Origin of the sequence: Sphingomonas flavescens, assembly GCF_030866745.1 — a bacterium.
Classification (GTDB): Bacteria; Pseudomonadota; Alphaproteobacteria; order Sphingomonadales; family Sphingomonadaceae; genus Sphingomicrobium; species Sphingomicrobium flavescens.
This window is the reverse complement of record NZ_CP133016.1, coordinates 1079611-1103341: the sequence shown is the minus strand read 5'-3', so window position 1 is coordinate 1103341 and position 23731 is coordinate 1079611. Positions and strand designations below refer to the sequence as shown.

The window sequence follows — 23731 nt, the reverse complement described above, 5'->3', positions numbered from 1 at the left end:
TCGCGATGCTAAACATCATCCTGTTGGGACCGCCTGGTGCGGGCAAAGGGACCCAGGCCGCGCGGCTGCAGGCGAACCGCGGCATGATCCAGCTGTCGACCGGCGATATGCTACGTGAAGCGGTGGCGGCCGGGACGCCCGTCGGTCTGAAGGCGAAAGCGATCATGGAGCGCGGAGAGTTGGTGAGCGACGCCATCGTAAGCGCGCTCATCGGCGAGCGGCTCGATGCCTCCGCCGGTAAGGGTGCGATCTTCGACGGCTTCCCGCGCACTGGCCACCAGGCCGAAGCTCTCGAGATCCTGCTCGCCCAGCGTGGGCGGAAGCTCGATTATGTGATCGAGCTGGCCGTGGACGAAGAAGCGCTAGTCACCCGCATCACGGGCCGCTTCACCTGCGCCAAGTGCGGCGCGGGCTATCACGACACCTTCCGTCCAACGAAGGTCGAGGGAGTATGCGACGTTTGCGGCTCGACCGAGTTCAAACGACGTCCTGACGATAATGAGCAGACTGTGAGGACGCGGATGGAAGAGTATCGCGCCAAGACCGCGCCGATCCTTCCTTATTATGAGCGGAAGGGCTTGGTGCACCGGGTCGACGGCATGGCCGGCGTTGACGAGGTTGGCGCCGCAATCGACGCGATCCTGGACGGCGGGGCCTAAACCCTTTCGAGCGATATGAAGCGGAAGGCTGGCCTTTCGTCGACGGCCGGATGATCTTCGCGGCCAGTCTCACGCCATCCATCTTCGCGCGGATCGGGCATGATGGTGTCGCCGGGCACGTCAGCCAGAACTTCGGTCAGCTCCAGACGGTCGGCCGTCGGTAGGAACATCCGGAATATTTCTGCCCCGCCGATGATCGAGACGGGTGCATCACCGGCGAGCGCCAGGGCTTCCTCCGCCGAATGAACAACTTCTGCGCCTTCGGTCTGCCAGTCGCGGTCGCGCGTCAGGACGATGTGCCGACGCCCCGGCAGCAGGCCAGGCAGGCTGTCGAACGTCTTGCGGCCCATCACCATGACGCTGCCCATGGTGAGTGCCTTGAAACGCTTGAGATCGGCCGGGATGTGCCACGGCAATTTCCCGTCGCGTCCGATCACCCCGTTTTGCGCGCGCGCGACGATGATCGTGATTGGTCCGGCCATGCCTCCCTCTGCCGATATCGCGCGTCGGTGCCAAGCACGCTAATGGCGGGGCATGACCGACCGGATCGCCGAGTTCATCGACCGTGCGCGCCATTCCTTGAGCGAGCGCGCGGTAGTGACCGATCCCCGCGAGATTGAGCCGTGGACCACCGATTGGCGCGGACGGGTACGCGGCCAGTCGCCAGCCATGCTTGCGCCCTCGAGCACGGCCGAAGTCGTCCAGATCGTCCGTTTGGCGTCGGAATTGCAAGTCCCGCTCGTGCCCCAAGGCGGCAATACAGGAATGGCTGCCGGGGCTACGCCGCCAGCCGACGGATCCGCGGTCCTGCTTTCAATGCGACGGATGAACCGCATTCGATCGATCGACACAGAGGGGCGGCAAGCCATCGCGGAAGCAGGGGTGATTCTGTCGACCTTGCATGACGCAGTGCATGACGTCGGTCTCCGCTTCCCGCTCACGCTGGGAGCGCGGGGGAGCTGTACGATTGGGGGCCTGACTTCGACCAACGCAGGCGGAACGCAGGTGCTGAAGTTCGGGACCATGCGATCCCTGGTCGCGGGCATCGAAGCGGTCCTTCCCGATGGAACAGTTCACGATGGGTTGTCCGGACTTAAGAAGGACAACCGCGGCTATAGCCTCGATCAGCTGCTGATCGGCGCGGAGGGCACGCTTGGCGTGGTGACCGCGGTTGCGCTGCGACTGGTGCCAGCGATCACCGCACGGTCGGTAGCCTGGGTGGGATTGCACAGTCCGCAGCAGGCGCTCGAACTGCTGCGGTACCTTGAAGCGCGCACGCCCCAGGTGGAAGGTTTCGAGCTCGTCCCCGCCGACTCGCTGTCCCTCGTGCTGCGACACATTCCCGGTACGCGCGCACCCTTGGGCGGTGCGCATTCATGGCATGTTCTGATCGAAGCGACGGCTTCGGGCGGAGAGGACGTTGCCGCAGCGCTGTCGCAACTGCTGGAAGAAGCGATGGGCCAAGGGCTCGTCGGAGATGCGGCGATCGCCGCCAACGAAGCACAGGCAGAAGCCTTCTGGAAACTCCGCGATAGCATTTCGGAGGCCGAGCGCGCCGAAGGGCAGACCTTGGCGCATGACATTTCCGTCGCCGTCTCGGCAATGCCGCGTTTCGTCACCGAAGCTGCTGCCACGGTCGAAAAGGCTTTCCCGGGCGTGACGGCGAGCGGGTTCGGCCATCTGGGCGACGGCAACATTCATTTCCATGTTCGCGCTGGCGCTCACGCCGGGCCTGACTGGTATGAAGGTGAAGGCAAGCGAATTACGCGAATGGTGGACGATCTGGTGACCGCAGCCGGTGGCTCGATCTCCGCCGAGCACGGCATCGGACAGCTCAAGCGCGACGAACTCGCGCGCCTCGCGCCGCCGGGCCGCATTCGTGCCCTTCGCGCGATCAAAACGGCGCTGGATCCGTTAGGGATCATGAATCCAGGCAAATTGCTGCCCTGATGGGTGTGAAGTCTACGCTCCGAGCAATGGCTGTTTTTTCTAATGAAGAGCTGATGATCTGATGATCATGTCAAGATGTGACCGTCCGCGTATTCAGCCGCTGTTAAATACATGGTAAACGAAACTCTCTGATAGCCACAGAGGGGATCATCAGATGATTATCAAAGCATTGGCTGCCGCAGGACTTCTGCTCGGATCGACTTCTGCCCTCGCTGGAGAGATCAAGGGGCCGCCGCCGACGGCCAACGTGCCAAGTCCGCCGGGGACGAGCATCAGTAATGGCAATTCGCGCTGCTCCTTCTCCGGCCTGAACGATACGCCCCAAGGAGCCGGGGCGCCGGGAAGCCCGGAATATGATCCAGGCGGGCAAGTGCAATCCTACGGCTATTTCATGGCGCAGTTCGGGCTCTTCGATCCGAGCGATCCGCTTTTCCGGGAAATTTTCGCCTTCCCGGCGCAGGGCTGCAACCCCACCCGCACCGGTGGTCGGCACTAGCCAGCTGACCCCGGGACTGGCGCGCCCGGTAGGATTCGAACCTACGACCTCAAGCTTAGAAGGCTCGTGCTCTATCCAACTGAGCTACGGGCGCGCGGTGACGACCAACTAGCTGCAATCGCCGCCGAACGAAACCGATCGGCGGCGATTGACGAGCCGTTAGTCCGCGCTACCTCTGCGCATGATGGCGGGGGCTCATCTCAGGCATGTCGAAGCGCGGACACTGCATGGCGCGCACTTCCGCTATTTCGATTTCCTGATGGTGGCTTTCGTAGTCGTGCTGCTGCTGTCGAACGTGATCGGGGCGGAGAAGCGCTCGGTCATCGATGTGCCTGGGCTGGGCCTTTGGCCATTCGGCGCCGGCATCCTCTTCTTCCCCATTTCCTATGTCATCGATGACGTTCTGACCGAGGTCTACGGCTTTGCCCGGGCCCGGCGGGCCTTGTGGGCCGGCTTCGCGGCGCTGCTGTTCATGGCCGTGATGGAATGGACGGTGGTTCATCTCCCGGTAGCCGAAGGCTGGACCGGCCAGGCGGCTTACGAGCGGGTGTTCGGCGCTGGCTGGCGAATCATCCTGGCGTCAATGACTGCCTTCTTCGTCGGGGATTTCCTCAATTCGGTCGTGCTGGCGAAGATGAAGATTTGGACCAACGGCAAACACCTTTGGACTCGCACCATTGGCAGTACCGTAGTCGGGGAGGGGGCGGACAGCCTCATCTTCTACCCGTTGGCATTCTATGGAATGCCCGACTGGCCGGTCTCCGCGCTCGGCGCTGTCATGCTCAGTCAGTTCGTCCTGAAAGTGAGTTGGGAAGTTCTGCTGACGCCGGTCACTTACGTTGTGGTCGGGTGGCTTAAGCGGAAGGAAGGTGTCGACGTTTATGACGTGGGCACCAACTTCACCCCCTTTACGATCGAGGATTAGGCGTTCACCAAGCGTTCAACGGGCCGGACACAAGTCTGGTTCAAGGGGGTAAGACATGCGTGTTCTTCGAGTGGCGTTCGCACTGTCGGTAATGCTTGCTGCGCCGGTCGCCCAGGCAGCGACGGTGATCGTGTTCGTGAATCCGATAACGCTCGACAAGCATACCGAGGTTTTCAACACCCGCGGTCCCGACCGTTTCCTCATGTGCATGCAGCCGCCAGGCACAGCGGGCTGCACCGAACTGCCGATCCGCAAGCGCCCCTAGGCGTTCACCGTCTCTAGCAGCCCTTCGAACAGGCGGCGCCCGTCGGTGCCGCCGTGCGCCGGCTCGATCACCCGCTCGGGGTGCGGCATCAGGCCGAGCACGTTGCCAGCGTCGTTGATGATGCCGGCGATCTGGCGGGCCGAGCCGTTGACCTGGTCGAGGTAGCGGAAGGCCACGCGGCCTTCGCCTTCGAGGCGGTCTAGGGTCGCTTCGTCCGCCTGGTAGTTGCCGTCGTGGTGGGCGACCGGCAGCAGAATTTCTTCATTCGCATCGTACTGGGATGTGAACAGGCTCTGGCTGTTTTCGACGCGGAGCGGGACCGGGCGGCAGACGAAGCTGAGCCGTGCGTTGCGCATCAGTGCGCCGGGCAGCAGGCCCGCTTCGGTCAGCACCTGAAAGCCGTTGCAGATGCCGATCACCGGCACGCCGCGGCCTGCGGCGTCCTTGACCGCCTGCATGACCGGCGAGCGCGCAGCCATCGCGCCGGAGCGGAGATAGTCGCCGTACGAGAAACCCCCCGGCACGCCGATGAAGTCGACGCCGTCGGGCAGGCCGGTTTCTCGGTGCCACACCATCTCCGGCTTGCGGCCCGTCACCTGTTCCAGCGCCACCGCGAGATCGCGGTCGCAATTGGAGCCGGGGAAGACGATGACCGCAGTCTTCATGTCGGAGCATTCTCCAGCCGCTCGATGCGGAAATTCTCGATCACGGTATTGGCCAGGAGCTTGCGGCACATGTCCTCTATGTCGCCGTCGCTGGTGCCGTCGGCGAGATCGAGCTCGATCATCTTGCCGGCGCGAACGTCGTTGACGCCGCCGAAGCCAAGCCCTTCGAGCGCGTGGTGAATGGCCTTGCCCTGCGGATCGAGGACGCCGTTCTTGAGGGTGATGAAGACGCGGGCTTTCATGGGCCTCCTATGGCTATCGCACCCGACCGGGGCAAGCTTTTGCCAGTTCTTCGCGTGGCTCAGTAGCCGCTGAGCTCGGCGACGCGATTGCGATGGAAGTAAGCGTCGCCGAACAATTCGCCGAGGACGGCCTCGCGCTTCATGTACAGGCCGATGTCATGCTCGTCGGTCATGCCGATGCCGCCGTGCATCTGGACGCCTTCGCGAACCGCGAGGTTGGCAACGTCGGCCGCCTTGGCCTTGGCGACCGAGACAATCAGCTCGGCCTGAGCATCATTTTCGTCGATCAGTCTTGCGGCTTTGAGGGCGGCGGCGCGGGCAATCTCGATTTCCGAATAGAGGTGCGCGGCGCGGTGCTGGAGTGATTGAAATTCGCCAATCAGTCGGCCGAACTGCTTGCGCTGCCGCAGATAGTCGAGGGTCATAGTTGCAGACCCCGCCGCGACACCCACCAGCTCCGCGGAAGCACCTGCTCGACCAGCGGCGAGCGCGCGTTGTAGCGGCTGCCAGCCTCCGTCGACCTCGCCGATCACGGCGTCGGCGTCGAGCTCGACATTTGCGAAGGTCAGGCGGGCGGCTTTGGAGCTGTCGACCAGCGCTACATTCTCGGTCTCAAGCCCCGCCGCGTCCTTGGGAACGGCAAACAGGGTCAGGCCCTCAGTATCGCCGGGCGAGCCGGCAGTCCGCGCAACGGTGACGATCATGTCCGCCGATCCGCCCTGGACCACGAATTGCTTTGCACCATTGAGGACGAAGCCGTTGCCCTGACGCCGCGCTTCCAGTGCGAAGCGCTCGGGCGTGTGGCGGCTGCCTTCGTCGATGGCGAGGGCCAGCACCGTCTCGCCGGAGAGAATGCCCGGAAACCATTGCTCCGCATGCGCGGTACCCTCGATGGCGCGAGCGCTGACCACGGCGGTCAAGAGGAAGGGCGAGGGCGTCAGGTTCTTGCCGATTTCCTCGAGCACGAGCGCGCTTTCGGTCGCGCCGAGGCCAAGGCCGCCTTGCGCTTCGGGGATGCAGATGCCGGTGAGGCCGAGCTCGGCGAATTGCTTCCACAGGCCGTGGCCGAAGCCGTCCTTGCAGCCGATCTCCCGCCAGTGGCGCAGCTGCTTCGCGATCGCGCCTTCATCGGCCATGAACGCGGCCGCCGTCTCCTGTAGCATCTTCTGATCGTCGGTGAGTAGCGCCATTGTCTCAGGCTCCCGGCAGGCGAAGGATATGCTTGGCGACGATATTGAGCTGGATCTCACTCGTGCCGCCTTCGATCGAATTGCCTTTGCTGCGCAGCCAGTCGCGCGGTGTCCGGCCTTTCCGCGAGCGCTCGCTTTCCCACTCCAGCGCGTCGCTGCCGCCGCCCGCCATCGACAGCTCGTTGCGGCGCTTGTTCAGCTCGGTCCCGGCATATTTCATCATGCTGGGCGAGGCGGTGTGCGCCTCGCCGGCCTTCCACATGGCGGCGAAGCGTTCGCTCATTGCCGCGAAGGCGAGGGCGTCGACATCAAACGCGGCGATCTCTGCGCGAAGGAAGGGGTCGCCCGGCTTGATCACCGGGCCGAGCGTGACACTTTTGCCGCCGGTGCCGAGCCCCATGCCGGCGATCATCTCGCGTTCGTGACCGAGCAGATATTTGGCGACGTCCCAGCCCTTGTTCACTTCTCCGACGATCTGCGACTTCGGCACCTTCACGTCGTCGAAGAAGGTCTCGCAGAAGGGCGAGGAGCCGCTGATCAGCAGGATCGGCTTGGTCGAGACGCCCGGCGACTGCATGTCGAACAGCAGGAAGCTGATGCCGCCTTGCTTGGATTCGGTGGAGGTGCGGACGAGACAGAAGATCCAGTCGGCCTTGTCGGCGTAGCTGGTCCACACCTTCTGACCGTTGACGACCCAGTGATCGCCATGATCCTCCGCCTTGGTCTGAAGTCCCGCGAGGTCGGACCCGGCGCCGGGCTCCGAATAACCCTGGCACCAGCGGATCTCGCCGCGAGCGATCTGGCCGAGGTAATGCTTCTTCTGCTCTTCGGTCCCGAACTTCAGCAGGGCAGGCCCGAGCATGGAGATGCCGAAGCTGGTCAACGGCGGGCGCGCGCCGATCCGTGTCATTTCCTGCTTGAGGATTCGAGTCTCATCCGGCGAGAGGCCGCCGCCGCCATATGCCTTCGGCCAGTCGGGAACGGTCCAGCCGCGCTCGGCCATGACCTGCAGCCATTGGCGCTGCGCGTCCGAGGCAAAGGTCCAGTTGCGGCCGCCCCAGCAGACGTCTTCTTCCGAGCAAAGTGGCTGCCGCATCTCCTGCGGACAGTTATTTTCGAGCCAATCGCGCGTAGCTTGGCGAAATTCGTCGAGATCGGCCATCATTCTGCTCTCCCGCCGCACAAGGTGATTGTGCTTATCGCCATTAAGTTCACGCCATGCAGCGCGTTTCCCGTGAACTTAAGCGTCAGTGCGCGCTTCAGTCGAGGGCGTAGAAAGTGCCGCTCGCGGCTGGTGGCGCCACCCAAGCACGGCAAGTCCTATTAGGAAAGTTACGGCATCCGTTGCAGATCGCAACGTTGAATCCGCGGCGCGCAGGCCCACATCGCGATGATGGTTCAAATTCCCCTGTCCGTCCTTGACCTGTCGCCAGTGCCTCAGGGCAGCGACACGGGGACATCTCTCCGCAACTCCGCCGATCTGGCGCGGCATGCGGAAGAGTTGGGTTACCAGCGCTTTTGGATGGCCGAGCATCATTCTATGCCGGGGATCGCCAGCGCGGCGACGGCGGTGGCACTTAGCTACGTCGGTTCGCAGACCTCGACCATCCGCATTGGGGCTGGCGGAATCATGCTGCCGAACCATGCTCCGCTGATCATTGCCGAGCAGTTCGGTACGCTGGAGTCGCTTTATCCCGGCCGCGTGGATCTGGGGCTGGGCCGCGCGCCCGGCACGGACCAGGCGGCGGCCTATGCGATGCGGCGCAACCTGTCGTCGGATGCCGACCAGTTCCCGCAGGATGTCGTCGAACTGATGCGCTATTTCCGCGGCGAGAATGGCCGGGTGCGTGCCATTCCCGGCGAAGGTCTGAGCATTCCGCTGTGGATCTTGGGATCGAGCCTGTTCGGCGCGCAGCTCGCGGCGTCGCTGGGCCTGCCCTACGCCTTCGCGTCGCACTTTGCACCGCAGATGATGATGGAGGCGATCAAGATCTATCGCGAGCGCTTCGAGCCGTCCGAGCAGCTCGCCGAGCCTTACGTCATGCTCGGCTTCAACGCGATCGTCGCCGACAGCGACGAGGAAGCTGAATTGCTGGCGACCTCGGTGCAGCAGGCATTTGTGGCGTTGCGCACAGGCCATCCGATCCAGCTCCCGCCGCCCAAGCGCGGCTATACCGACGAGCTTCCGCTCGAGGCGCGCGCGATCCTGCGCTCCGTCCTGTCCGTATCGGCAATCGGCAGCCCGGAAACAGCACGGCGGCAGGTCGAGGAATTCGTCGAGCGGACCAAGCCCGACGAGTTGATGGTCACCGCGCAGGTCTTCGATCATCAGGCGCGGCTGCGTTCGTACGAATTGCTCATGCAGGCCGTGCAGCAGCCTGCCGCTGTGCCCGCTCAGTAGGAGTTCTCCTTTGTCTGCATTGTTCAGTCCGCTGGAGGTCGGCGGACTCAAGCTCGCCAACCGCATCGTGATCGCCCCGATGTGCCAATATTCGGCCGAGGATGGGTCGATGACCGACTGGCACACGATTCACTTGGGCCATCTGGCATTGTCTGGCGCGGCGCTGCTGACGATCGAGGCCACGGGCGTCACGCCCGAGGGTCGGATCAGCTATGGCGATACGGGTCTGTGGTCCGACGCCAACGAAGAAGCGATGGCGCGCGTGCTGGCGAGCGTCCGGCGCTGGTCGGACATGCCGATCGCCATCCAGCTCGGCCATGCCGGGCGGAAGGCGTCGACCGACAAGCCGTGGTTCGGGGGCAAGCAGATCGCGCCCGACCATGAGCATGGCTGGCAGACCGAAGCGCCTTCGGCGCTGCCGTTCGAAGCGGGCGAGAACCCGCCGATGGCGCTGGACGGCGCGGGGCTGGATCGCATCCGGCAGGCGTTCGCCGATGCGGCGGTGCGCGCCGGTCGGCTGGGGCTCGCCGCAGTGCAATTGCACGGCGCGCACGGCTATCTGCTGCACCAGTTCCTGTCGCCGCTCTCCAACCAGCGCAACGACGAATATGGCGGCAGCCTGGAGAACAGGATGCGGTTTCCGCTGGAAGTGTTCGACGCGGTGCGCGCGGCATTCCCGGCGGATCGGCCGGTGACGATGCGCGTGTCCGCGACAGACTGGGTCGAGGGCGGCTGGGACATCGAGCAGACCATCGAGTTCGCGCGGGCGCTGGAGGCGCGCGGTTGCGCGGCGATCCACGTGTCCAGCGGCGGGCTCGATCCGCGCCAGACGATCCCGGTCGGGCCGAGCTACCAGGTGCCGCTGGCGCGCGCGGTGAAGCAGGTGGTGAACATGCCGGTCGTCGCGGTCGGGCTGATCACCGATTACGAGCAGGCGGAGGCGATCGTCGGCACCGGCGATGCTGACATGGTCGCGCTTGCGCGGGGCGTCCTCTATGATCCGCGCTGGCCCTGGCACGCCGCGGCGCATCTCGGCGCGAAGGTGCAGGCGCCGCCGCAATATCATCGCGCAGCCCCGCGCGGCCGCCGCGACCTGTTCGATTTGGGCGAGTGATCAGCCCGGGTCGATGACGTTGGCGGCGGGTGCGTCGATTTGGACGCGCAAACCGTCTGGGGCGAAGTCAAGCGCAGACGTACCGCCCAGCCGCGAGGCGAGATACTGGCGAATGATGCGCGAGCCGAAGCCCGTGCGCTTAGGCGGCGACGCTATTTGGCAGCCAGTCTCCGTCCAATGAAATTCAAACTGTCCGGCATCGTCGAACCATGAGACGCGAAGACGACCCGCAGGCTGGCTGAACGCGCCATATTTGAGGGCATTGGTAGCGAGCTCGTGGATGGCAAGACGGAAAGGCATGACCGCCTCAGCCTGGAGCATGACGTCGGGCCCTTCGACCGTTGCGCGTCCTGCTCCGGGCGCATCGAAAGGCGCCAGCGCATGATCGATCATCTCTCGCAGGGCGACCGGCTTGGCTTCGCCGTGACTGGCGAGGCCATGGACATCCGCGAGCGCGGCGAGCCGCGCGTCGAATTTCTGCCAGCCGTCCTGCACCGGTGCGTCGGGACGGAAGCTCTGGCGGGCGATCGATCCGATGACGGTGAGCATATTACGGATGCGGTGCCGCAACTCGCCAGACAGGACGCGATGGTCTTCGATGGCGATGGCCGAGCGGATAGCCAGCGCGCGGACGACGACGCAGACGAGGATGACGAGCAACGCATCGACCAGCGAGCCGACGATCAACACCGCCTCGGCGCGATCGAGCGCGAAGGTCATCGGCTCGCCGACGTAGACGAACCAATCGACCCCGATTGCGACGATGAGGGCGAGCAGCGCGACCGATCCGCCCAGTGTCAGTGCCAGGACGAGGATCATCGGCACCAGCCACAGTACAAATTTGTCGCTGCCGATGACGGGCGTCATGGCGGCTTGCACCGATAGCGCGATGGCGGCCGCGGCGAGGGCCAGAATGATGCGGAGAGACAGCGAACGGCGCTTAAGCAGGAAGGCGTGCGAGGCTTCGAGCGCGCGATTATCGATTGTACGCATGATCTTCCTGCCGGACGACGGCTGTTTCGGCGCGCGCGCATGAACGGCAAGTGGACGCGCCATGACGACGCCCTGGCTGGGTGCTGCCCGCGCGGACTTGCAAGGGTGTCAGCAGCGCATTAGCCCGCGCCCACAGGAGACCCGCCATCATGACCGACGTTCGCGACGCGCCGACCACTAGCCCGATTTCGACCCGCAAGCACGGCGACGTGCTGATCGTCCTGTCCAACAATCCGCCGGTAAACGCGCTGGGCCTGGCCGTTCGGCAGGGACTCGTCGCGGCGATCGGAGAGGCCGAGGCCGACGATAGCGTGAAGGCGGTGGTCATCGCCTGCGAAGGACAGACCTTTTTCGCCGGTGCCGACGTGTCGGAATTCGGCACGCCCAAAGCGTTTGAGCAGCCGCTGCCGACGGTCGTCGACATCATCGAGAATTGCAGCAAGCCCGTGGTGGCGGCGATCCATGGTACGGCGCTTGGCGGCGGGCTCGAGGTCGCGCTGGCCAGCCATTACAGGGTTGCGCTCCCGACCGCGAAATTGGGAACGCCTGAAGTGAAGCTCGGGCTGCTGCCCGGTGCGGGTGGAACGCAGCGGCTGCCGCGCGTGGCGGGTGTGCGGAAAGCGCTGGAGATGTGCGCCACCGGCAATCCGATCGGCGCCAAGGACGGGTTCGATTGCGGCTTGATCGACCGCCTGGTCGAGGGCGAGCTGCTTCCGCATGCGGTGGCCTATGCCGAGGAGGTGCGCGATGTGCGGCCGCTGCCCAAGAGTAGCGAGCGGCAGGACCGGCTCAACGATTGCACAGCCGATGTCTTCGAGACCTTCGTCAAGGAGAACGGACGCAAGTTCCGCGGCTTCGAAGCGCCGCTGAAGAATGTCGAGGCGGTCAAGGCCGCCTGCGAGAAGCCCTATGCCGAGGGTGTCATCGAAGAGCGCAAGCTGTTCATGGAGTTGATGAGCGGCACGCAGGCCAAGGCGCAGCAATATTTCTTCTTCGCCGAGCGCAAGGCGAACAAGATCGAGGGCCTCGCCGACGACGTGCGGCCGCGCGACATCAAGAAGGTCGGGGTGATCGGCGCCGGGACGATGGGCGGCGGCATTTCGATGAACTTCCTTAGCGCCGGCATTCCGGTGACGATCGTCGAGATGAACCAGGAGGCGCTCGACCGCGGTGCGGGCATCATGCGCAAGAACTATGAGGCGACCGCGTCCAAGGGGCGGATGACGGCGCAGCAGGTCGAGCAGGCGATGGGCTATCTGCAGCCGACGCTGGATTTCGCGGCGCTCGCCGACTGCGACCTTATCATCGAGGCGGTCTACGAGAATATGGACGTGAAGAAGGAAATCTTCGGCCGGCTGGACAAGATCGCCAAGCCGGGCGCGATCCTAGCGTCCAACACGTCCTATCTCGACATCAACGAGATCGCGTCGAGCATCTCGCGGCCGGGCGACGTGGTCGGCATGCACTTCTTCTCGCCGGCCAACGTGATGAAGCTGCTGGAGGTGGTGCGCGGGGACAAGACGTCGCCGGACGTGCTGTTGACCGCCATGCAGCTTGGCAAGCGCATCAAGAAGGTGCCGGTGGTCGCTGGCGTGTGCCACGGGTTCATCGGCAATCGCATGCTGATGCCGCGGCAGATCGAGGCGACCAAGCTGCTGCTGGAGGGCGCGAGTCCCGAACAGGTCGACCGCGTGCATGTCGAGTTCGGCATGCCGATGGGGCCGTTCCAGATGGCCGACCTCGCGGGCGTCGATATCGGCTGGCACCGTGATCCGAACCGGATCGAGAATGTGCGGGACGCTTTGTGCGCGATCGACCGCTGGGGCCAGAAGAAGGGCGCCGGCTTCTACGATTATGACGAAAAGCGGCGGCCGACCCCGTCGCCGGTCGTGCAGCAGATCATCGAGGACTTCGCGAAGAAGCAGGGCGTCGAGCGGCGCGAGATCAGCGACCAGGAGATCGTCGAGCGGACGCTATACACGATGGTCAACGAAGGCGCGAAGATCCTGGAAGAGGGCATCGCCCAGCGCGCGTCGGACATCGATGTGGTGTGGGTCTATGGCTACGGATGGCCGGTCTATCGCGGCGGCCCGATGTTCTGGGCCGATACGGAAGGGCTGCAGGCCATCGTCGACGGCCTGAAGCGGCAGGAAGAGCGGATGAAGCCGGACTTCAGCTTCTCGCAGCTGCTGCTCGACAAGGCTGCCAAGGGCGAGAAGTTCGGCAAGTAGTTCGCTGCGGGTGGACAGGTATGTCCGCCCGTTTCACAACGGCTGAATGTACGCGTCCGAAGGTCCGCGTGACCGCGCCTTTCTTACCGAAACCAAGCTTGCCGTCCGCAATGCGCCGTTCGTGGACGGCGGATGGCTGCGCGCGATCGACATGGTCGCGCGCGCGACGCGGAGCCGCGGCGCGAACCTCGTGTGCCTGGGCGGCGCCGTCCCCTCGCTGAACATGATCGCCGGTTTCGACCAGGCCGAGGTCGATCGATATTTTTCAGACCCGGCGATGTGGGGTCGGTCGAACTGGCGCGTGGGCGTCACCACAAAACCGTTCGAAGTCCAGCACGACGAGCATTACCGTGGCTATCGCAAGCGGCATGGGTCAGGGGATTATTGCGAGGCGTCGCATCAGCTGGACATGCCTTACGGCTGCCAGACCATCTTCAGCCAGAATGTGGCCGGCTTCATCGGGCTCGCCGTGATGCGGGGCAAGCGGGACGGGGCCGCCGACCCGGCGATGGTCGGCCGGTTCCAGCATTTGATCGTCGATCTTGGACGAGCGCTGCGCGCTGAGATGGCAATGGCGGGTCAGGGCACGAAGTTGCGATTCGACGCGCTCGAACAGTCGTCAGCGCCGGTCGTGCTGCTCAACAAGCATGGCTGGGTCTGTGGCATGAGCGACGCGGGTCTCGAGCATATCGAGCGCGGAACGCCGCTGGTCATGCGGGGCGCGAGGATTTCCGCCGCCAGCGAAATTGACGACCGGCAGTTGCAGCGCCTGATCGATCGCTTCAGCCATCCCTCGCACCGCGGAAGCGGGCCGGCCCGCCTTCTCCTTCAGCCGCGAGAGGGCACATTGTGGCGCCTGCACCTCGTGCCGCTACCGGCCGGTGAACTTGCGCTTGGGTTCGATGCCAGCCTGGCCATCAGGATTGAACGCCTCTTCAACTAGTTCGCGTGGAAACGAACCAATCTCTGTCGTATCGGTTCTCACCAAGAGGAGCAGGCCATGGACAGAATGATCGAGGAGGCGGTGCCCAGTGAGCCTGTGCGGCGCTATTCGAATATGGCGGTCGCGATCCACTGGATCACGGCGGTACTGGTCCTCTTCCAGATCTGGTTGGGCCTCAGCTTTGGCGACATGGCGCCGGGGCCGGAACGCGCGCAACTTTTCACATGGCACAAGACGATCGGCGCGCTGATCCTGCTCGCGACGCTGGCGCGGCTGACCTATCGAATGATGAACCCGCCGCCGGAATTCCCCGCGGACCTGCCAAAGTGGGAGCGCGCGGCGGCGGTGTGGAATCACCGCATTTTCTACATCCTGCTGATCGGTCTGCCGATCGGCGGTTTGGTCGCCGTTTCAGGCCACGCGAAAGGGCCGACGACGCCGCTGCTCGGTGGCGTCCCGCTGCCGGTCATCCCCGGAATTTCGGAGTCGATGGCGGAGACGGCCGGTGGGCTTCACGAGGCGCTGGCGTGGGTCCTGATCGCATTGATCGTCGTTCACGCCGGAGCGGCGCTCAAGCACCAGTTCGTGGACCGCTCGTCGGCGTCGGGGCGCATGCCGCCGTTCCAGCCGCGCCACGGGGAGCACGTCGTCATCGGACAGGGCGACGATCGTCCGTCTGCAGCAGGCTGAGCATCGCCAACGCGACCGCAGCAAGCATTGCGCTGGTGTAGAAGGTTGCTGACGCACCTTCGCGGTCCCATAGCCAACCGGCACCAAGGCTGGCGAGCAGCCCCGCGATACCGGTCACGAAGTAGAAGGCGCCGAAGCTCGTCGCCCGCAAATTTTCGGGCGCGCTGTCGGCGATCATGCGCGAAAAGATGCCTTGGGTCAGTGCCATATGCGCGCCCCACAGGACCGTGCCGAGCACGAGGCCAGTGAAACTTTCCGCGCGCGCAAGAATGAGGTTGCCGGCGATCAGCAACACGATGCCACTCATCAGGATCGTGCGCGGCGGCACGCGGTCGCTGAGGATGCCGGCGGGATAGGCTAAGACAACATAAGCGAGATTGAAGACTGCGAGGGTCAGCGGCGACATCGTTTCGTTCAAACCGACATCGATGCCCTTCAGGATGAGGAATGCCTCGGAGAAGCGCGCAAGGCTGAACAGGAAGCCAACCTGAAGAAGCCGCTTCGTGTCCTTGTCGAGGTCGCGGAAGCCCGCAAATAATGGTGACTTCTTGCTTGAAGCAATGTGCTGTTCGGGTTCGCGCAGGGCCAGCCAAGCGAGCAGGAACGAGATGCCCGCCGGGACCACGGCAATCCAGAAGACGGTCCGGATGTTGTTGGCGAGCAAGGCCATGAGGCCGATGGCGACCAGCGGTGCAAGCAGGGCGCCAACGGTATCGAGCGATTGACGCAGGCCGAATGCGCGGCCGCGGATTTCCGGCGGCGTCTCGTCGGCGACCATTGCGTCGCGCGGGCTGCCGCGAACGCCTTTGGCGATGCGGTCAACGAAGCGCGCGACCATGACCGCCGGCGCACTAGCCGCAAGCGGAAACAGCGGCTTGCTCAGGGCGGCGAGGCCGTAGCCGGCCATGATCCACGGTTTGCGTTTCTGGCTGCGGTCTGAGAGGCGGCCGGCATAAAGCTTGGCGAAGTTGGCGGTCGCTTCGGCGACGCCATCGATCGCGCCCAGCGCGGTCGCGGGAAGGCCGAGCACCAATGTAATGAAGGCGGGCAGCAGGGAGTGATAGATCTCGCTCGAAAGGTCCATGAACAGGCTGACGAAGCCGAGGATCCAGACGTTGCGGGGAAGCGGGGGACGCTGCGACATTGTCGCGAAATGCGGGCAAACGCTGGACGAGGCAACTGAACATCCGGCAACGTTGCGCCGCCCCAAATATTTGTTAGGCTGCAACGATGTTCGGCAATAGCTCGCCTGAGGCGCTGGCTGCGCGCTTCACCGCCGTCACCCATCAATGGGTGGTCGAAGGTCCCAATGAGCGGGTCGACCGCGCGCGGCGCAAGCTGCTCGGAGCAATTGCGAGCAAGGAGCCAGCGACGCTCAACCAGGTTGCCGACACCATTGGACGGGGAGCGCCGGCCGTAAGCCGCTCGGTCGATGCGCTGGTGCGGGCCGGGCTGGTCGAGCGGACGCAAGATCCCGACAACCGGCGGCGGTTATGCCTCCGGCTTACGCAGGATGGGAAGGATCAACTCGCCTCGCGCGTGGCGGGCGGCAAGTCCCTGCGGGAAAAAATGGGCCGGCTGGCGCAGAGCGAACTCCGCGCCGTCGAACGCGCGATCGAAATCCTCGAACGCGGTAACTGACGCTTAGCCGTTCCCGTTGCGGCGACGGGTTTCCCAACCCTTTTTGGCGGCGGCGCTGCGGCTCGACGAACGGCCCGAGCCTTCGTTCTTGCCACCCTTGTCCTGCTTGTTGACCGTCCGCCACGCCCGCTCTTCGGCTTCCTTCTTGCCGACGCCGCGCTTCTCGTAGCTTTTTTCGATATGGTCGGCCTTGCGTTCCTGCTTGGCCGTGTACGCACCTCGGGGCATCACTCGCCTCCTTCGATCGTTGTTCGGTCATGCAAACGTTTGAACTTGGACCATGTGCCATGCTGCGTTGCAACATCGCGCACTTTTGCCTATGGGGCCGCCACATTCTTTTTTCCGGAAAATCACAATGAATTTGCGCAACGTCGCGATCATCGCGCACGTCGATCATGGCAAGACGACCCTTGTCGACCAGCTTTTCCGCCAGTCGGGCACCTTCCGCGAGAACCAGCGCGTCGAGGAGCGCGCGATGGATTCGAACGACCTCGAGAAAGAGCGGGGGATCACGATCCTGGCGAAGTGCACCAGCGTCGAGTGGAACGGCACGCATATCAACATCGTCGATACGCCGGGCCACGCCGACTTTGGTGCCGAAGTGGAGCGCATCCTGAGCATGGTCGACGGCGTGATCCTTCTGGTCGATGCCGCCGAAGGGCCGATGCCGCAGACCAAGTTCGTGACCGGCAAGGCGCTGTCGCTTGGCCTGAAGCCGATCGTCGTGGTCAACAAGATCGACCGTCCGGACGCGCGCGCGCCGGAAGTGCTCGATGAGGTGTTCGAGCTGTTCCTCAACCTCGAAGCCAATGACGAGCAGCTCGACTTTCCGACGCTCTACGCTTCGGGGCGTGCGGGCTATGCCGGCCGCACCGACGACGTGCGCGAGGGCGACCTGACGCCGCTGTTCCAGACGATCGTCGACCATGTGCCGGCGCCGGCGCTGGATCCCGAGGGCGAGTTCAAGATGCTCGCGACGCTGCTCGACCGCGACAACTTCCTCGGCCGTATCCTGACCGGCCGCATCGAGAGCGGCACGCTCAACATCAACGATCCGATCCGCGCGATGGACGTCAATGGCAACGTCGTCGAGGACGGCCGCGTGACTAAGCTGTTCGCGTTCCAGGGCCTGGAGCGGGTTCCGGTCGAAACGGCCAAGGCGGGCGACATCGTCGCCATCGCGGGCCTGATGAAGGCTACGGTTTCAAACACGATCGGCACGCCGGCGATCACCGACCCGCTGCACGCGCGCGAAATCGATCCGCCGACGCTGAGCATGACCTTCGCGGTCAACGACAGCCCGTTTGCGGGCAAGGACGGCGACAAGGTGCAGAGCCGCGTGATCCGCGACCGCCTGATGCGCGAAGCCGAGGGTAATGTCGCGATCCGCGTGACCGAGACCGTCGGCGGCGAGGCGTATGAAGTCGCCGGCCGCGGCGAGCTTCAGCTGGGCGTGCTGATCGAGACTTTGCGCCGCGAAGGCTTCGAACTCGGCATCAGCCGTCCGCGCGTGCTGTTCCGTGACGGTCCGTCGGGCCGCGAGGAGCCGTACGAGACGGTGGTCGTCGACGTCGACGACGAGTTTTCCGGCACGGTCATCGACAAGATGGCCATGCGCAAGGCGGAGATGACCGACATGCGCCCCTCGGGCGGTGGCAAGACGCGCCTGACCTTCTCGGCACCGTCGCGCGGCCTGATCGGCTATCACGGCGAGTTCCTGTCCGACACCCGCGGCACGGGCATCATGAATCGGCTGTTCGAGAAGTACGGCCCGCACAAGGGGCCGATCAGCGGCCGTCAGAACGGGGTGCTTATCTCGATGGAGCAGGGGTCCGCCGTGCCTTACGCGCTGAACGCACTGGAAGAGCGCGGCATCCTGTTCGTGTCGCCGGGTGAGATGCTTTACGAGGGCATGGTCATCGGCGAGAATGCGAAGCCGCAGGACCTTGAGGTCAATCCGCTGAAGTCCAAGCAGCTCACCAACTTCCGTGCTTCGGGCAAGGACGAGGGCATCCGCCTGACGCCGCCGAAGCGGATGAGCCTAGAGCAGGCGATCGCCTACATCCAGGACGACGAGCTGGTGGAAGTGACGCCCAAGGCGATCCGCATCCGCAAGCGCTACCTCGACCCGCATGAGCGCAAGCGCGAGGCGCGCAAGCTCGAAGCGGCATAAGGTTCAGGCTCGGGCTAGGCCTTCGCCAGCTCGAGCACCTTGTCCCATTCGTCGTCGCGCACCGGCGCGACCGACAGGCGTGACTGGCGAATCAGCTCCATCTTGGCGAGTGACGGCTCGGCCTTGATCTCGGCGAGCGTGACCGGGTGTTCGAGCTTGCGAACGGGTTCGACGCGGACGGACACCCAATTGGCGTCCTTGGGGTCGGGCTGCCCTTCGCGAACGACGCGCATGATGCCGACGACCGCCTTGTCCGACATGCTGTGATAGAGGAATGCTTCGTCGCCGACTTTCATCGCGCGGAGATGGATCCTTGCGGCATTGTTGCGCACGCCGTCCCATTCCGTCCCGCCGTCGCGGGCCAGATCGGCCCAGCTGTAGGCCTCGGGCTCCGATTTCATCAGCCAACGCGCCACGCCATTCGTCTCCTTCCGAGACAGAGGCCGATAGCGTCTCGGTGAGCCGAGCGATAGCATCGACGAAGCGCGTAGAGTTCGTGTGGATAAGTCAAAAAAGCGTATGTTTTACAGTTAGTTCCCGATTCCGTCCCGCGAGTCGAACGATTCATCGCCGAACGCTTGGACTCGAGAAGGCCATCCCATAACAAGTCCATCAGCGGATTGAGAGCGGCCGCTCGGCAGGGAGCCGAACCGGCCAGACGGGGTGACGCCCCGCTGGAATTCAAGCGCGCTTTTGCAGCGCCTCCAGCGGGGTCATCCCGCCAGTAAGGGCTAGATACAGAGTGATGAAGTCAGCCAGCGGACGCGTTGCGTCCGTGATCGCCGGTCTGTTGCTGTTTGCGGGAAGCACCGGCGCGGCGGCGGAAGATTTGAGCGCTCTGCGCAACATTTCGACAGCCGTGAAAGCACTGGACAGCGCGCCGGCCGCCACTGTTGCGGCGTCCACGATTAGCGTTCAGCCAGCGACGCTGGCGGCCCTGCCGTCGAGCACGGGCGGCCCGACAGATGCGCTGCTTGGCGCTCCGATGCCAAAGCCGATTGTCCAGCGCGCAGTGTTGGCGCAAGCCCCTGCGTCCGCGCCAGTCTCGACCTCGATCGAGCGCGAGGCTGCCTGGCTCTACAAGGCCGGCTGGCCGCTGTACGCGCTGGTCGACAAATACAGTGTTGGCGCCCCACTCGACGAGCAAGGCAACTGCCTGGCGACCGCCGTCTATTTCGAGGCGCGCGGCGAGAGCCTCGAGGGCCAGCTGGCTGTCGCTCGGGTGGTGATGAATCGCGCCGCCTCGGGCCGCTATCCCACCGACTGGTGCAGCGTCGTCAAGCAGCCGTGGCAATTCTCCTTCGTCCGGAACGGCCAGTTCCCCGCGATCAACGAAGGCTCAGCCGCCTGGGCGCGTGCGCAAGGCGTGGCGCGGCTGGCGATGGCTAACGTGGTCCCAAGCGTTGAATCCGACGTGCTTTGGTATCACGCGACCTATGTCGCGCCATCATGGGGACGGCGCCTCGCGATGGTCCAAAAGATTGGCCTGCACCTCTTTTACCGTAGCTAGACAAAGAGCGACTGCCGGTTAATCCGGTTACGTTCCCTCCGTTTGGCGCTGCCAGCGTTCGTGCTGGCGATAACCTCGTTCATGCGGGATTCGCAGCGCGCAAGAAGCGGGCCAGCATCCCACGTGTCGGATTTACTTGGGTAAAATCCGGCCTCGTGAAGGGGTCGCTGGATGCTGAACATCCTGATTGTCGAAGATGACAGCCAATTGGCCGTTACCTTGAAATATCTGGTCGAGGACAACCCTCGATATCGCGTCGTGGCGATGGCGGAGGATGCCGATCAGGCGATGGCGGCGATCGAGGAATATCATCCCGATCTCGTCCTGCTCGACCTTCACCTCGCGCACGGCACGACCGGCTTTTCGGTTGCGGCGCGGCTCAACGATATCGGCGTCGCGTGCCTTTTCGTGAGCGGCAAGGCCCCGCGGTTTCCGATGCCCGACCTGGCGCTCGGCTGCCTGATGAAGCCGTTCACGGCGGAAGACGTCCATCGGTCGCTGGCGGCTGCCGAAGACATGCTGCGCGGGCGCGAAGCGGTGCGACCGAAGATGCCGGAGAATCTAATGCTCTACGAGCCGACGGAACAGGCCCCGATGCCGGAGGTGGGCTTCATTCCCTCCAAGCCGTCGCTACGCACCCGGCTCGAACACTGGATTTCGGGACACCAACATTAAAGGCGCATCATCCCGCGCCGTGGCTCGCGCTCGCCCAGCGTCTGTTGGGTAAGACGTGCGCCCGCGTCGAGGAGCGCCTGGCGCCGACCTTTGATGTCCGCATTGCGCTGCACGTCTTCGAACCGGAACAGGTCGGCAAAGCATGGATGGCCGAGCGTGCGATCGACCCACTGCGCCGCGCGCGGCCAGCGCTGGGCGTCGATCTCAAACCCCGCAAAGCTGCCGTTGCGGAAGAAGGTCGCAACGGAAATATCGGCAATACCAATGTCGCCGAAGAGGAAGCCATCGCTCGGCGCCTGCTGCTCGAGATAGTCGAGCGCGGCGGGAATATCCTGGCCAATCGCCTTGTCGATCCGCGCCTGGTCGCCCGGTTCGCCCCAGACGAGCGGATGGACGATCTTTTGATAGAACAAGCTCCAGATCAGCACGTCGCCAAGCCGCGTATCGGCGAATTCTTCCAGCCACCGCGCGCGGGCGCGATCCTTGGGGTCTGCAGGCAACAGCGCGTGGCCGGAATAAGCTTCGTCGATGTAGCCGCAGATCACGCTCGAATCGCTGGCGGCGAAATCACCGTCGATCAGGACGGGGATGCGGCAGAGCGGGCTGAGCCTGCGAAATTCATCGTTGCCGAAGAAGGGCGTAATCGGATCGACTTCGAACCCGACACCCTTGAGGTTCAGGCAGGCGAGAACCTTGCGCACATAGGGGCTGACGTAGCTGCCAATGATGGTGACTGCGCGATCCATCGGCGCGTTTTGGAGCGGTCGCCAGGCGCGCGCAAGAAAAGGCTAGACGCGCTGCAATTGTAGCGCTACATATGTAGCGTCATATTTCGAAAGGTCGCATCATGCGCTCCACTCTTCCGATTTTCGCTGCGGCACTGGCCGCTTCAGTGCCGGCCATTGGTGCCGAGACCGTTTCAGTCGGCAACTTTCGGTCGGTCCAACTGCGCGGCGGCGGCGTCGTCAATGTCGTGCCCGGCCCGGTCCAGCGGGTCACCATCGTCGAGGGCAGCAGCCGGTACACCGGCATGCGGATCGAGCGGGACGGACAGCTGCGAATCGATACTTGCAACGAGCGGTGCCCGCAGACTTATCGCCTGCGCGTCGAAATCCAGTCGCCGACGGTGCCGAGCCTCGGCATCAGCGGTGGCGGGCTGATCACGGCTGCGGGCGGCTTCCGGCCGCAGCCGCAGGTGTCGGTTGCGGTGAATGGCGGCGGCAAGATCGACGCGCGCTCGGTCGAGGCCGGCAGCGTCTCCGCCGCCGTGAATGGTGGTGGCGAAATCCTGGTGCGGCCGCGCTCTTCCCTGTCGGCCGCGATCAACGGCGGCGGCCATGTTCGCTACTGGGGCGATCCGCGCGTCAGCTCAGCGGTCCGCGGCGGCGGCGCCGTCACGAAGGGCTCATAAGCGGCACGACGGTGACGCGACCATCGCGGAATTCCAGGCCGGCGGTTAGCAATGCGCGGAACGAATTGTAGCCGCCGGTGCCAGGGTGGAAGGCGTGGAAGAAGAGTTGCGGATTGCCTTCGAGGCCAGGCGCCACCGACGCATGCCCCGGCGCTAGCCACTCACGGGTAGACTGAAGCAGCGGAGGACCTTGCTTCGTGTAGGGTCCCAGCGGGTGGTCCGCGACGGCGACGCCGATGCCGTACGCGGGCGTCGAGAAATCATTGCCCGCGTAGAACAGATAGTATCGACCCTCCTGGCGGGTAACGAAGGGACCTTCGATCAGATGGCCTTCCCAATCGAGGTCGTTGGCAAGCACGAGCTTATCGGCGCCGATCATCGAACGGCCGTCGTCGGCAATGCGCTGGCCTCGGACCGGCGTGGTCATCGCCTCGACGATCGTGCCGGCCAGGCCAAAGTCCATCAGCGCCGAGCGCACTTGCGTCCAGTTGGCGAGTGCCGCCTCGATCAGGGGTTGCATCGCGAAGAAGCGGACCATCGGCCGCTGCGCGTTAGCCCAAGGGACGATCGCAGCGGCAAATGTCGCGGTCCGGCGATCCACTTCCTCGCTGAACAGGCTGTCGATCAGCGCGGGATGGGCGCGGAGCAGCATCGCCAGCGGACGCGGCCAGATGCTGTTCGTGTCATCCTTCCAGAATAGATATTTCGTGCCGTCGGCGTCGATGAACAGGTGGGAATCGATGACGCCGCCGCTTAACGCAGGTTGGCCGGCACCGTAGCCGAGCCCCGTCGTATCGACCGGCTTGCCGACGATGAGCGGCTGGCCGTTGTCGACCCAAGGACCTTCCGGAAACCGCGCCTTAGCGAGCCCGATGGCCAGCGCATTGCTGGCCTGGCGCGCCGTGAACACCGTCCAATATTCGTCGCCGACGGGAAGCATCTCGGGCGCCCAGAAGTCGGCGCGGTTGCGGCCTGTCGCGGCCCAGCCGGGTTCATGTCCGGAAGGGAAGACGAACCCGCGCGGCTCCCAATGGATGAGATCGGTGGAATGCAGGATCGGGAAAGCGTCCGGCGCGTCGTTCGACGTTGCTAATAGCCACCAGCCATCGTCCGTCTTCACGACCGCCGGGTCGCCATAGCCGACGAGGATCTTAGGATGGGCGTTCTCGGTCAGCAGCGGCTGCCAGGGAAAACTGGCGGGCGGGTGGTCGACGGCGCCGGCGAAGATATGCGGTAGACGTGTGCCAAAATCCTGGGACAAGGCGCGGTAGAAGGCCGAAAAGTCCTGCTGCGTCTCGGTTGGCACCAGAAAGTCTCGGGCGGCGCCGTTCCACTCGACCCCGATGCGAAATCCGTCGGACGCATTCTCGACGCGGACGCTTACGCTCGAAAGTTGGTCGGCCATCGACGGCTTCAATGCGCGTGGAGGAGGATGGATGCCCCGCGTGGATTCGAACCACGATTGACGGAGTCAGAGTCCGTAGTCTTACCATTAGACGACGGGGCAGCTTGGGAGCGGGCGAGATAGAAAGCAGCCGGGTGGCTGTCAACGCCACC

Annotated in this window: 26 protein-coding genes and 2 tRNA genes; 15 read left to right on the top strand and 13 right to left on the bottom strand. The window is 64.3% G+C overall.

From position 1 onward, the window contains the following. The first annotated feature begins 5 nt into the window (after positions 1–5). Positions 6–659 (top strand): adenylate kinase, encoded by a 654-nt coding sequence (locus QU596_RS05605; RefSeq protein ID WP_308517671.1) that lies wholly within the window; start codon positions 6–8, stop codon positions 657–659. Here QU596_RS05605 and QU596_RS05600 read toward each other — a convergent pair. After that, positions 656–1141, bottom strand: coding sequence for a dihydrofolate reductase (locus QU596_RS05600; protein WP_308517670.1), 486 nt, complete (start codon positions 1139–1141; stop codon positions 656–658). The genes QU596_RS05605 and QU596_RS05600 overlap by 4 nt on opposite strands. Positions 1142–1193: 52 nt before the next feature. Here QU596_RS05600 and QU596_RS05595 point away from each other — a divergent pair, with 52 nt between their 5' ends. Then, positions 1194–2609 (top strand): FAD-binding oxidoreductase, encoded by a 1416-nt coding sequence (locus QU596_RS05595; protein ID WP_308517669.1) that lies wholly within the window; start codon positions 1194–1196, stop codon positions 2607–2609. A 154-nt stretch (positions 2610–2763) separates the two neighbouring features. Next, complete coding sequence (locus tag QU596_RS05590; RefSeq protein ID WP_308517668.1) at positions 2764–3105, top strand: hypothetical protein; 342 nt, start codon at positions 2764–2766, stop codon at positions 3103–3105. A 17-nt stretch (positions 3106–3122) separates the two neighbouring features. Here QU596_RS05590 and QU596_RS05585 read toward each other — a convergent pair. Further along, positions 3123–3199, bottom strand: a tRNA-Arg gene (locus QU596_RS05585). Positions 3200–3289: 90 nt separating this feature from the next. Here QU596_RS05585 and QU596_RS05580 point away from each other — a divergent pair. Together QU596_RS05580 and QU596_RS05575 are read left to right on the top strand one after the other, a co-directional pair. Next, on the top strand, positions 3290–4030 hold the full coding sequence (locus tag QU596_RS05580; RefSeq protein WP_420030962.1) for a queuosine precursor transporter: 741 nt from the start codon (positions 3290–3292) through the stop codon (positions 4028–4030). A gap of 55 nt (positions 4031–4085) precedes the next feature. Next, positions 4086–4295: a hypothetical protein gene (locus tag QU596_RS05575; protein ID WP_308517666.1), complete on the top strand. Its 210-nt coding sequence runs from the start codon at positions 4086–4088 to the stop codon at positions 4293–4295. Here QU596_RS05575 and purQ read toward each other — a convergent pair. The 4 genes from purQ to QU596_RS05555 are packed head-to-tail and all read right to left on the bottom strand — an operon-like array spanning position 4292 to position 7557. Next, complete coding sequence (gene purQ, locus QU596_RS05570; RefSeq protein ID WP_308517665.1) at positions 4292–4960, bottom strand: phosphoribosylformylglycinamidine synthase subunit PurQ; 669 nt, start codon at positions 4958–4960, stop codon at positions 4292–4294. The genes QU596_RS05575 and purQ overlap by 4 nt on opposite strands. Further along, positions 4957–5202, bottom strand: coding sequence for a phosphoribosylformylglycinamidine synthase subunit PurS (gene purS / locus QU596_RS05565; protein ID WP_308517664.1), 246 nt, complete (start codon positions 5200–5202; stop codon positions 4957–4959). Before purS ends, purQ begins: the two co-directional genes overlap by 4 nt. A gap of 59 nt (positions 5203–5261) precedes the next feature. After that, on the bottom strand, positions 5262–6392 hold the full coding sequence (locus QU596_RS05560; protein ID WP_308517663.1) for an acyl-CoA dehydrogenase family protein: 1131 nt from the start codon (positions 6390–6392) through the stop codon (positions 5262–5264). Positions 6393–6396: 4 nt separating this feature from the next. Continuing rightward, a complete protein-coding gene (locus QU596_RS05555; RefSeq protein WP_308517662.1) occupies positions 6397–7557 on the bottom strand; it encodes an acyl-CoA dehydrogenase family protein in 1161 nt (386 codons plus the stop codon). A gap of 225 nt (positions 7558–7782) precedes the next feature. Between QU596_RS05555 and QU596_RS05550 the strand changes: the two genes are divergently transcribed. Both QU596_RS05550 and QU596_RS05545 read left to right on the top strand, forming a co-directional pair. Beyond that, positions 7783–8793, top strand: a complete 1011-nt coding sequence (locus QU596_RS05550; RefSeq protein ID WP_308517661.1) for an LLM class flavin-dependent oxidoreductase — start codon at positions 7783–7785, stop codon at positions 8791–8793. A 79-nt stretch (positions 8794–8872) separates the two neighbouring features. Then, entirely contained in the window at positions 8873–9907 is a 1035-nt protein-coding gene (locus QU596_RS05545; protein ID WP_420030961.1) for an NADH:flavin oxidoreductase/NADH oxidase, read from the top strand. Here QU596_RS05545 and QU596_RS05540 read toward each other — a convergent pair whose 3' ends face one another. Further along, on the bottom strand, positions 9908–10900 hold the full coding sequence (locus QU596_RS05540) for a sensor histidine kinase (RefSeq protein ID WP_308517659.1): 993 nt from the start codon (positions 10898–10900) through the stop codon (positions 9908–9910). A gap of 149 nt (positions 10901–11049) precedes the next feature. Here QU596_RS05540 and QU596_RS05535 point away from each other — a divergent pair, with 149 nt between their 5' ends. Genes QU596_RS05535 through QU596_RS05525 form a run of 3 tightly spaced genes read left to right on the top strand, consistent with a single transcriptional unit; the run spans position 11050 to position 14764 of the window. Continuing rightward, positions 11050–13131 carry a 3-hydroxyacyl-CoA dehydrogenase NAD-binding domain-containing protein gene (locus QU596_RS05535; protein ID WP_308517658.1) on the top strand — a complete coding sequence of 694 codons (2082 nt, stop codon included), beginning with the start codon at positions 11050–11052 and terminating at the stop codon, positions 13129–13131. A 46-nt stretch (positions 13132–13177) separates the two neighbouring features. Then, positions 13178–14074 (top strand): hypothetical protein, encoded by an 897-nt coding sequence (locus tag QU596_RS05530; RefSeq protein ID WP_308517657.1) that lies wholly within the window; start codon positions 13178–13180, stop codon positions 14072–14074. A gap of 57 nt (positions 14075–14131) precedes the next feature. Beyond that, positions 14132–14764, top strand: coding sequence for a cytochrome b (locus tag QU596_RS05525; RefSeq protein WP_308517656.1), 633 nt, complete (start codon positions 14132–14134; stop codon positions 14762–14764). Here the strand turns inward: QU596_RS05525 and QU596_RS05520 are convergent. Further along, complete coding sequence (locus QU596_RS05520; RefSeq protein WP_308517655.1) at positions 14724–15908, bottom strand: MFS transporter; 1185 nt, start codon at positions 15906–15908, stop codon at positions 14724–14726. The genes QU596_RS05525 and QU596_RS05520 overlap by 41 nt on opposite strands. Before the next feature lie 86 nt (positions 15909–15994). On the opposite strand from QU596_RS05520, the gene QU596_RS05515 reads away from it, so the two are divergent. Beyond that, positions 15995–16405 (top strand): MarR family winged helix-turn-helix transcriptional regulator, encoded by a 411-nt coding sequence (locus QU596_RS05515; protein WP_308517654.1) that lies wholly within the window; start codon positions 15995–15997, stop codon positions 16403–16405. Positions 16406–16408: 3 nt separating this feature from the next. On the opposite strand, the gene QU596_RS05510 is transcribed toward QU596_RS05515, so the two are convergent. Continuing rightward, positions 16409–16633, bottom strand: a complete 225-nt coding sequence (locus QU596_RS05510; RefSeq protein ID WP_308517653.1) for a plasmid stabilization protein — start codon at positions 16631–16633, stop codon at positions 16409–16411. 127 nt (positions 16634–16760) lie between these two features. Between QU596_RS05510 and typA the strand changes: the two genes are divergently transcribed. After that, positions 16761–18578, top strand: coding sequence for a translational GTPase TypA (gene typA / locus QU596_RS05505; RefSeq protein WP_308517652.1), 1818 nt, complete (start codon positions 16761–16763; stop codon positions 18576–18578). Positions 18579–18592: 14 nt separating this feature from the next. Here typA and QU596_RS05500 read toward each other — a convergent pair whose 3' ends face one another. Next, on the bottom strand, positions 18593–18994 hold the full coding sequence (locus QU596_RS05500) for an EVE domain-containing protein (protein ID WP_308517651.1): 402 nt from the start codon (positions 18992–18994) through the stop codon (positions 18593–18595). A gap of 329 nt (positions 18995–19323) precedes the next feature. Between QU596_RS05500 and QU596_RS05495 the strand changes: the two genes are divergently transcribed. Together QU596_RS05495 and QU596_RS05490 are read left to right on the top strand one after the other, a co-directional pair. Beyond that, a complete protein-coding gene (locus QU596_RS05495) occupies positions 19324–20088 on the top strand; it encodes a cell wall hydrolase (protein ID WP_308517650.1) in 765 nt (254 codons plus the stop codon). Between the two features lie 171 nt (positions 20089–20259). After that, positions 20260–20763, top strand: a complete 504-nt coding sequence (locus QU596_RS05490) for a LytR/AlgR family response regulator transcription factor (RefSeq protein ID WP_308517649.1) — start codon at positions 20260–20262, stop codon at positions 20761–20763. Here the strand turns inward: QU596_RS05490 and QU596_RS05485 are convergent. Continuing rightward, complete coding sequence (locus QU596_RS05485; RefSeq protein WP_308517648.1) at positions 20760–21509, bottom strand: glutathione S-transferase family protein; 750 nt, start codon at positions 21507–21509, stop codon at positions 20760–20762. The two genes, QU596_RS05490 and QU596_RS05485, sit on opposite strands and share 4 nt — an antisense overlap. Before the next feature lie 101 nt (positions 21510–21610). Here QU596_RS05485 and QU596_RS05480 point away from each other — a divergent pair, with 101 nt between their 5' ends. Beyond that, positions 21611–22174 (top strand): GIN domain-containing protein, encoded by a 564-nt coding sequence (locus tag QU596_RS05480; RefSeq protein WP_308517647.1) that lies wholly within the window; start codon positions 21611–21613, stop codon positions 22172–22174. Here QU596_RS05480 and QU596_RS05475 read toward each other — a convergent pair. Together QU596_RS05475 and QU596_RS05470 are read right to left on the bottom strand one after the other, a co-directional pair. Continuing rightward, positions 22158–23579: a glycoside hydrolase family 43 protein gene (locus QU596_RS05475; protein WP_308517646.1), complete on the bottom strand. Its 1422-nt coding sequence runs from the start codon at positions 23577–23579 to the stop codon at positions 22158–22160. The genes QU596_RS05480 and QU596_RS05475 overlap by 17 nt on opposite strands. Positions 23580–23607: 28 nt before the next feature. Then, positions 23608–23681, bottom strand: a tRNA-Gln gene (locus QU596_RS05470). Positions 23682–23731: the final 50 nt, after the last annotated feature.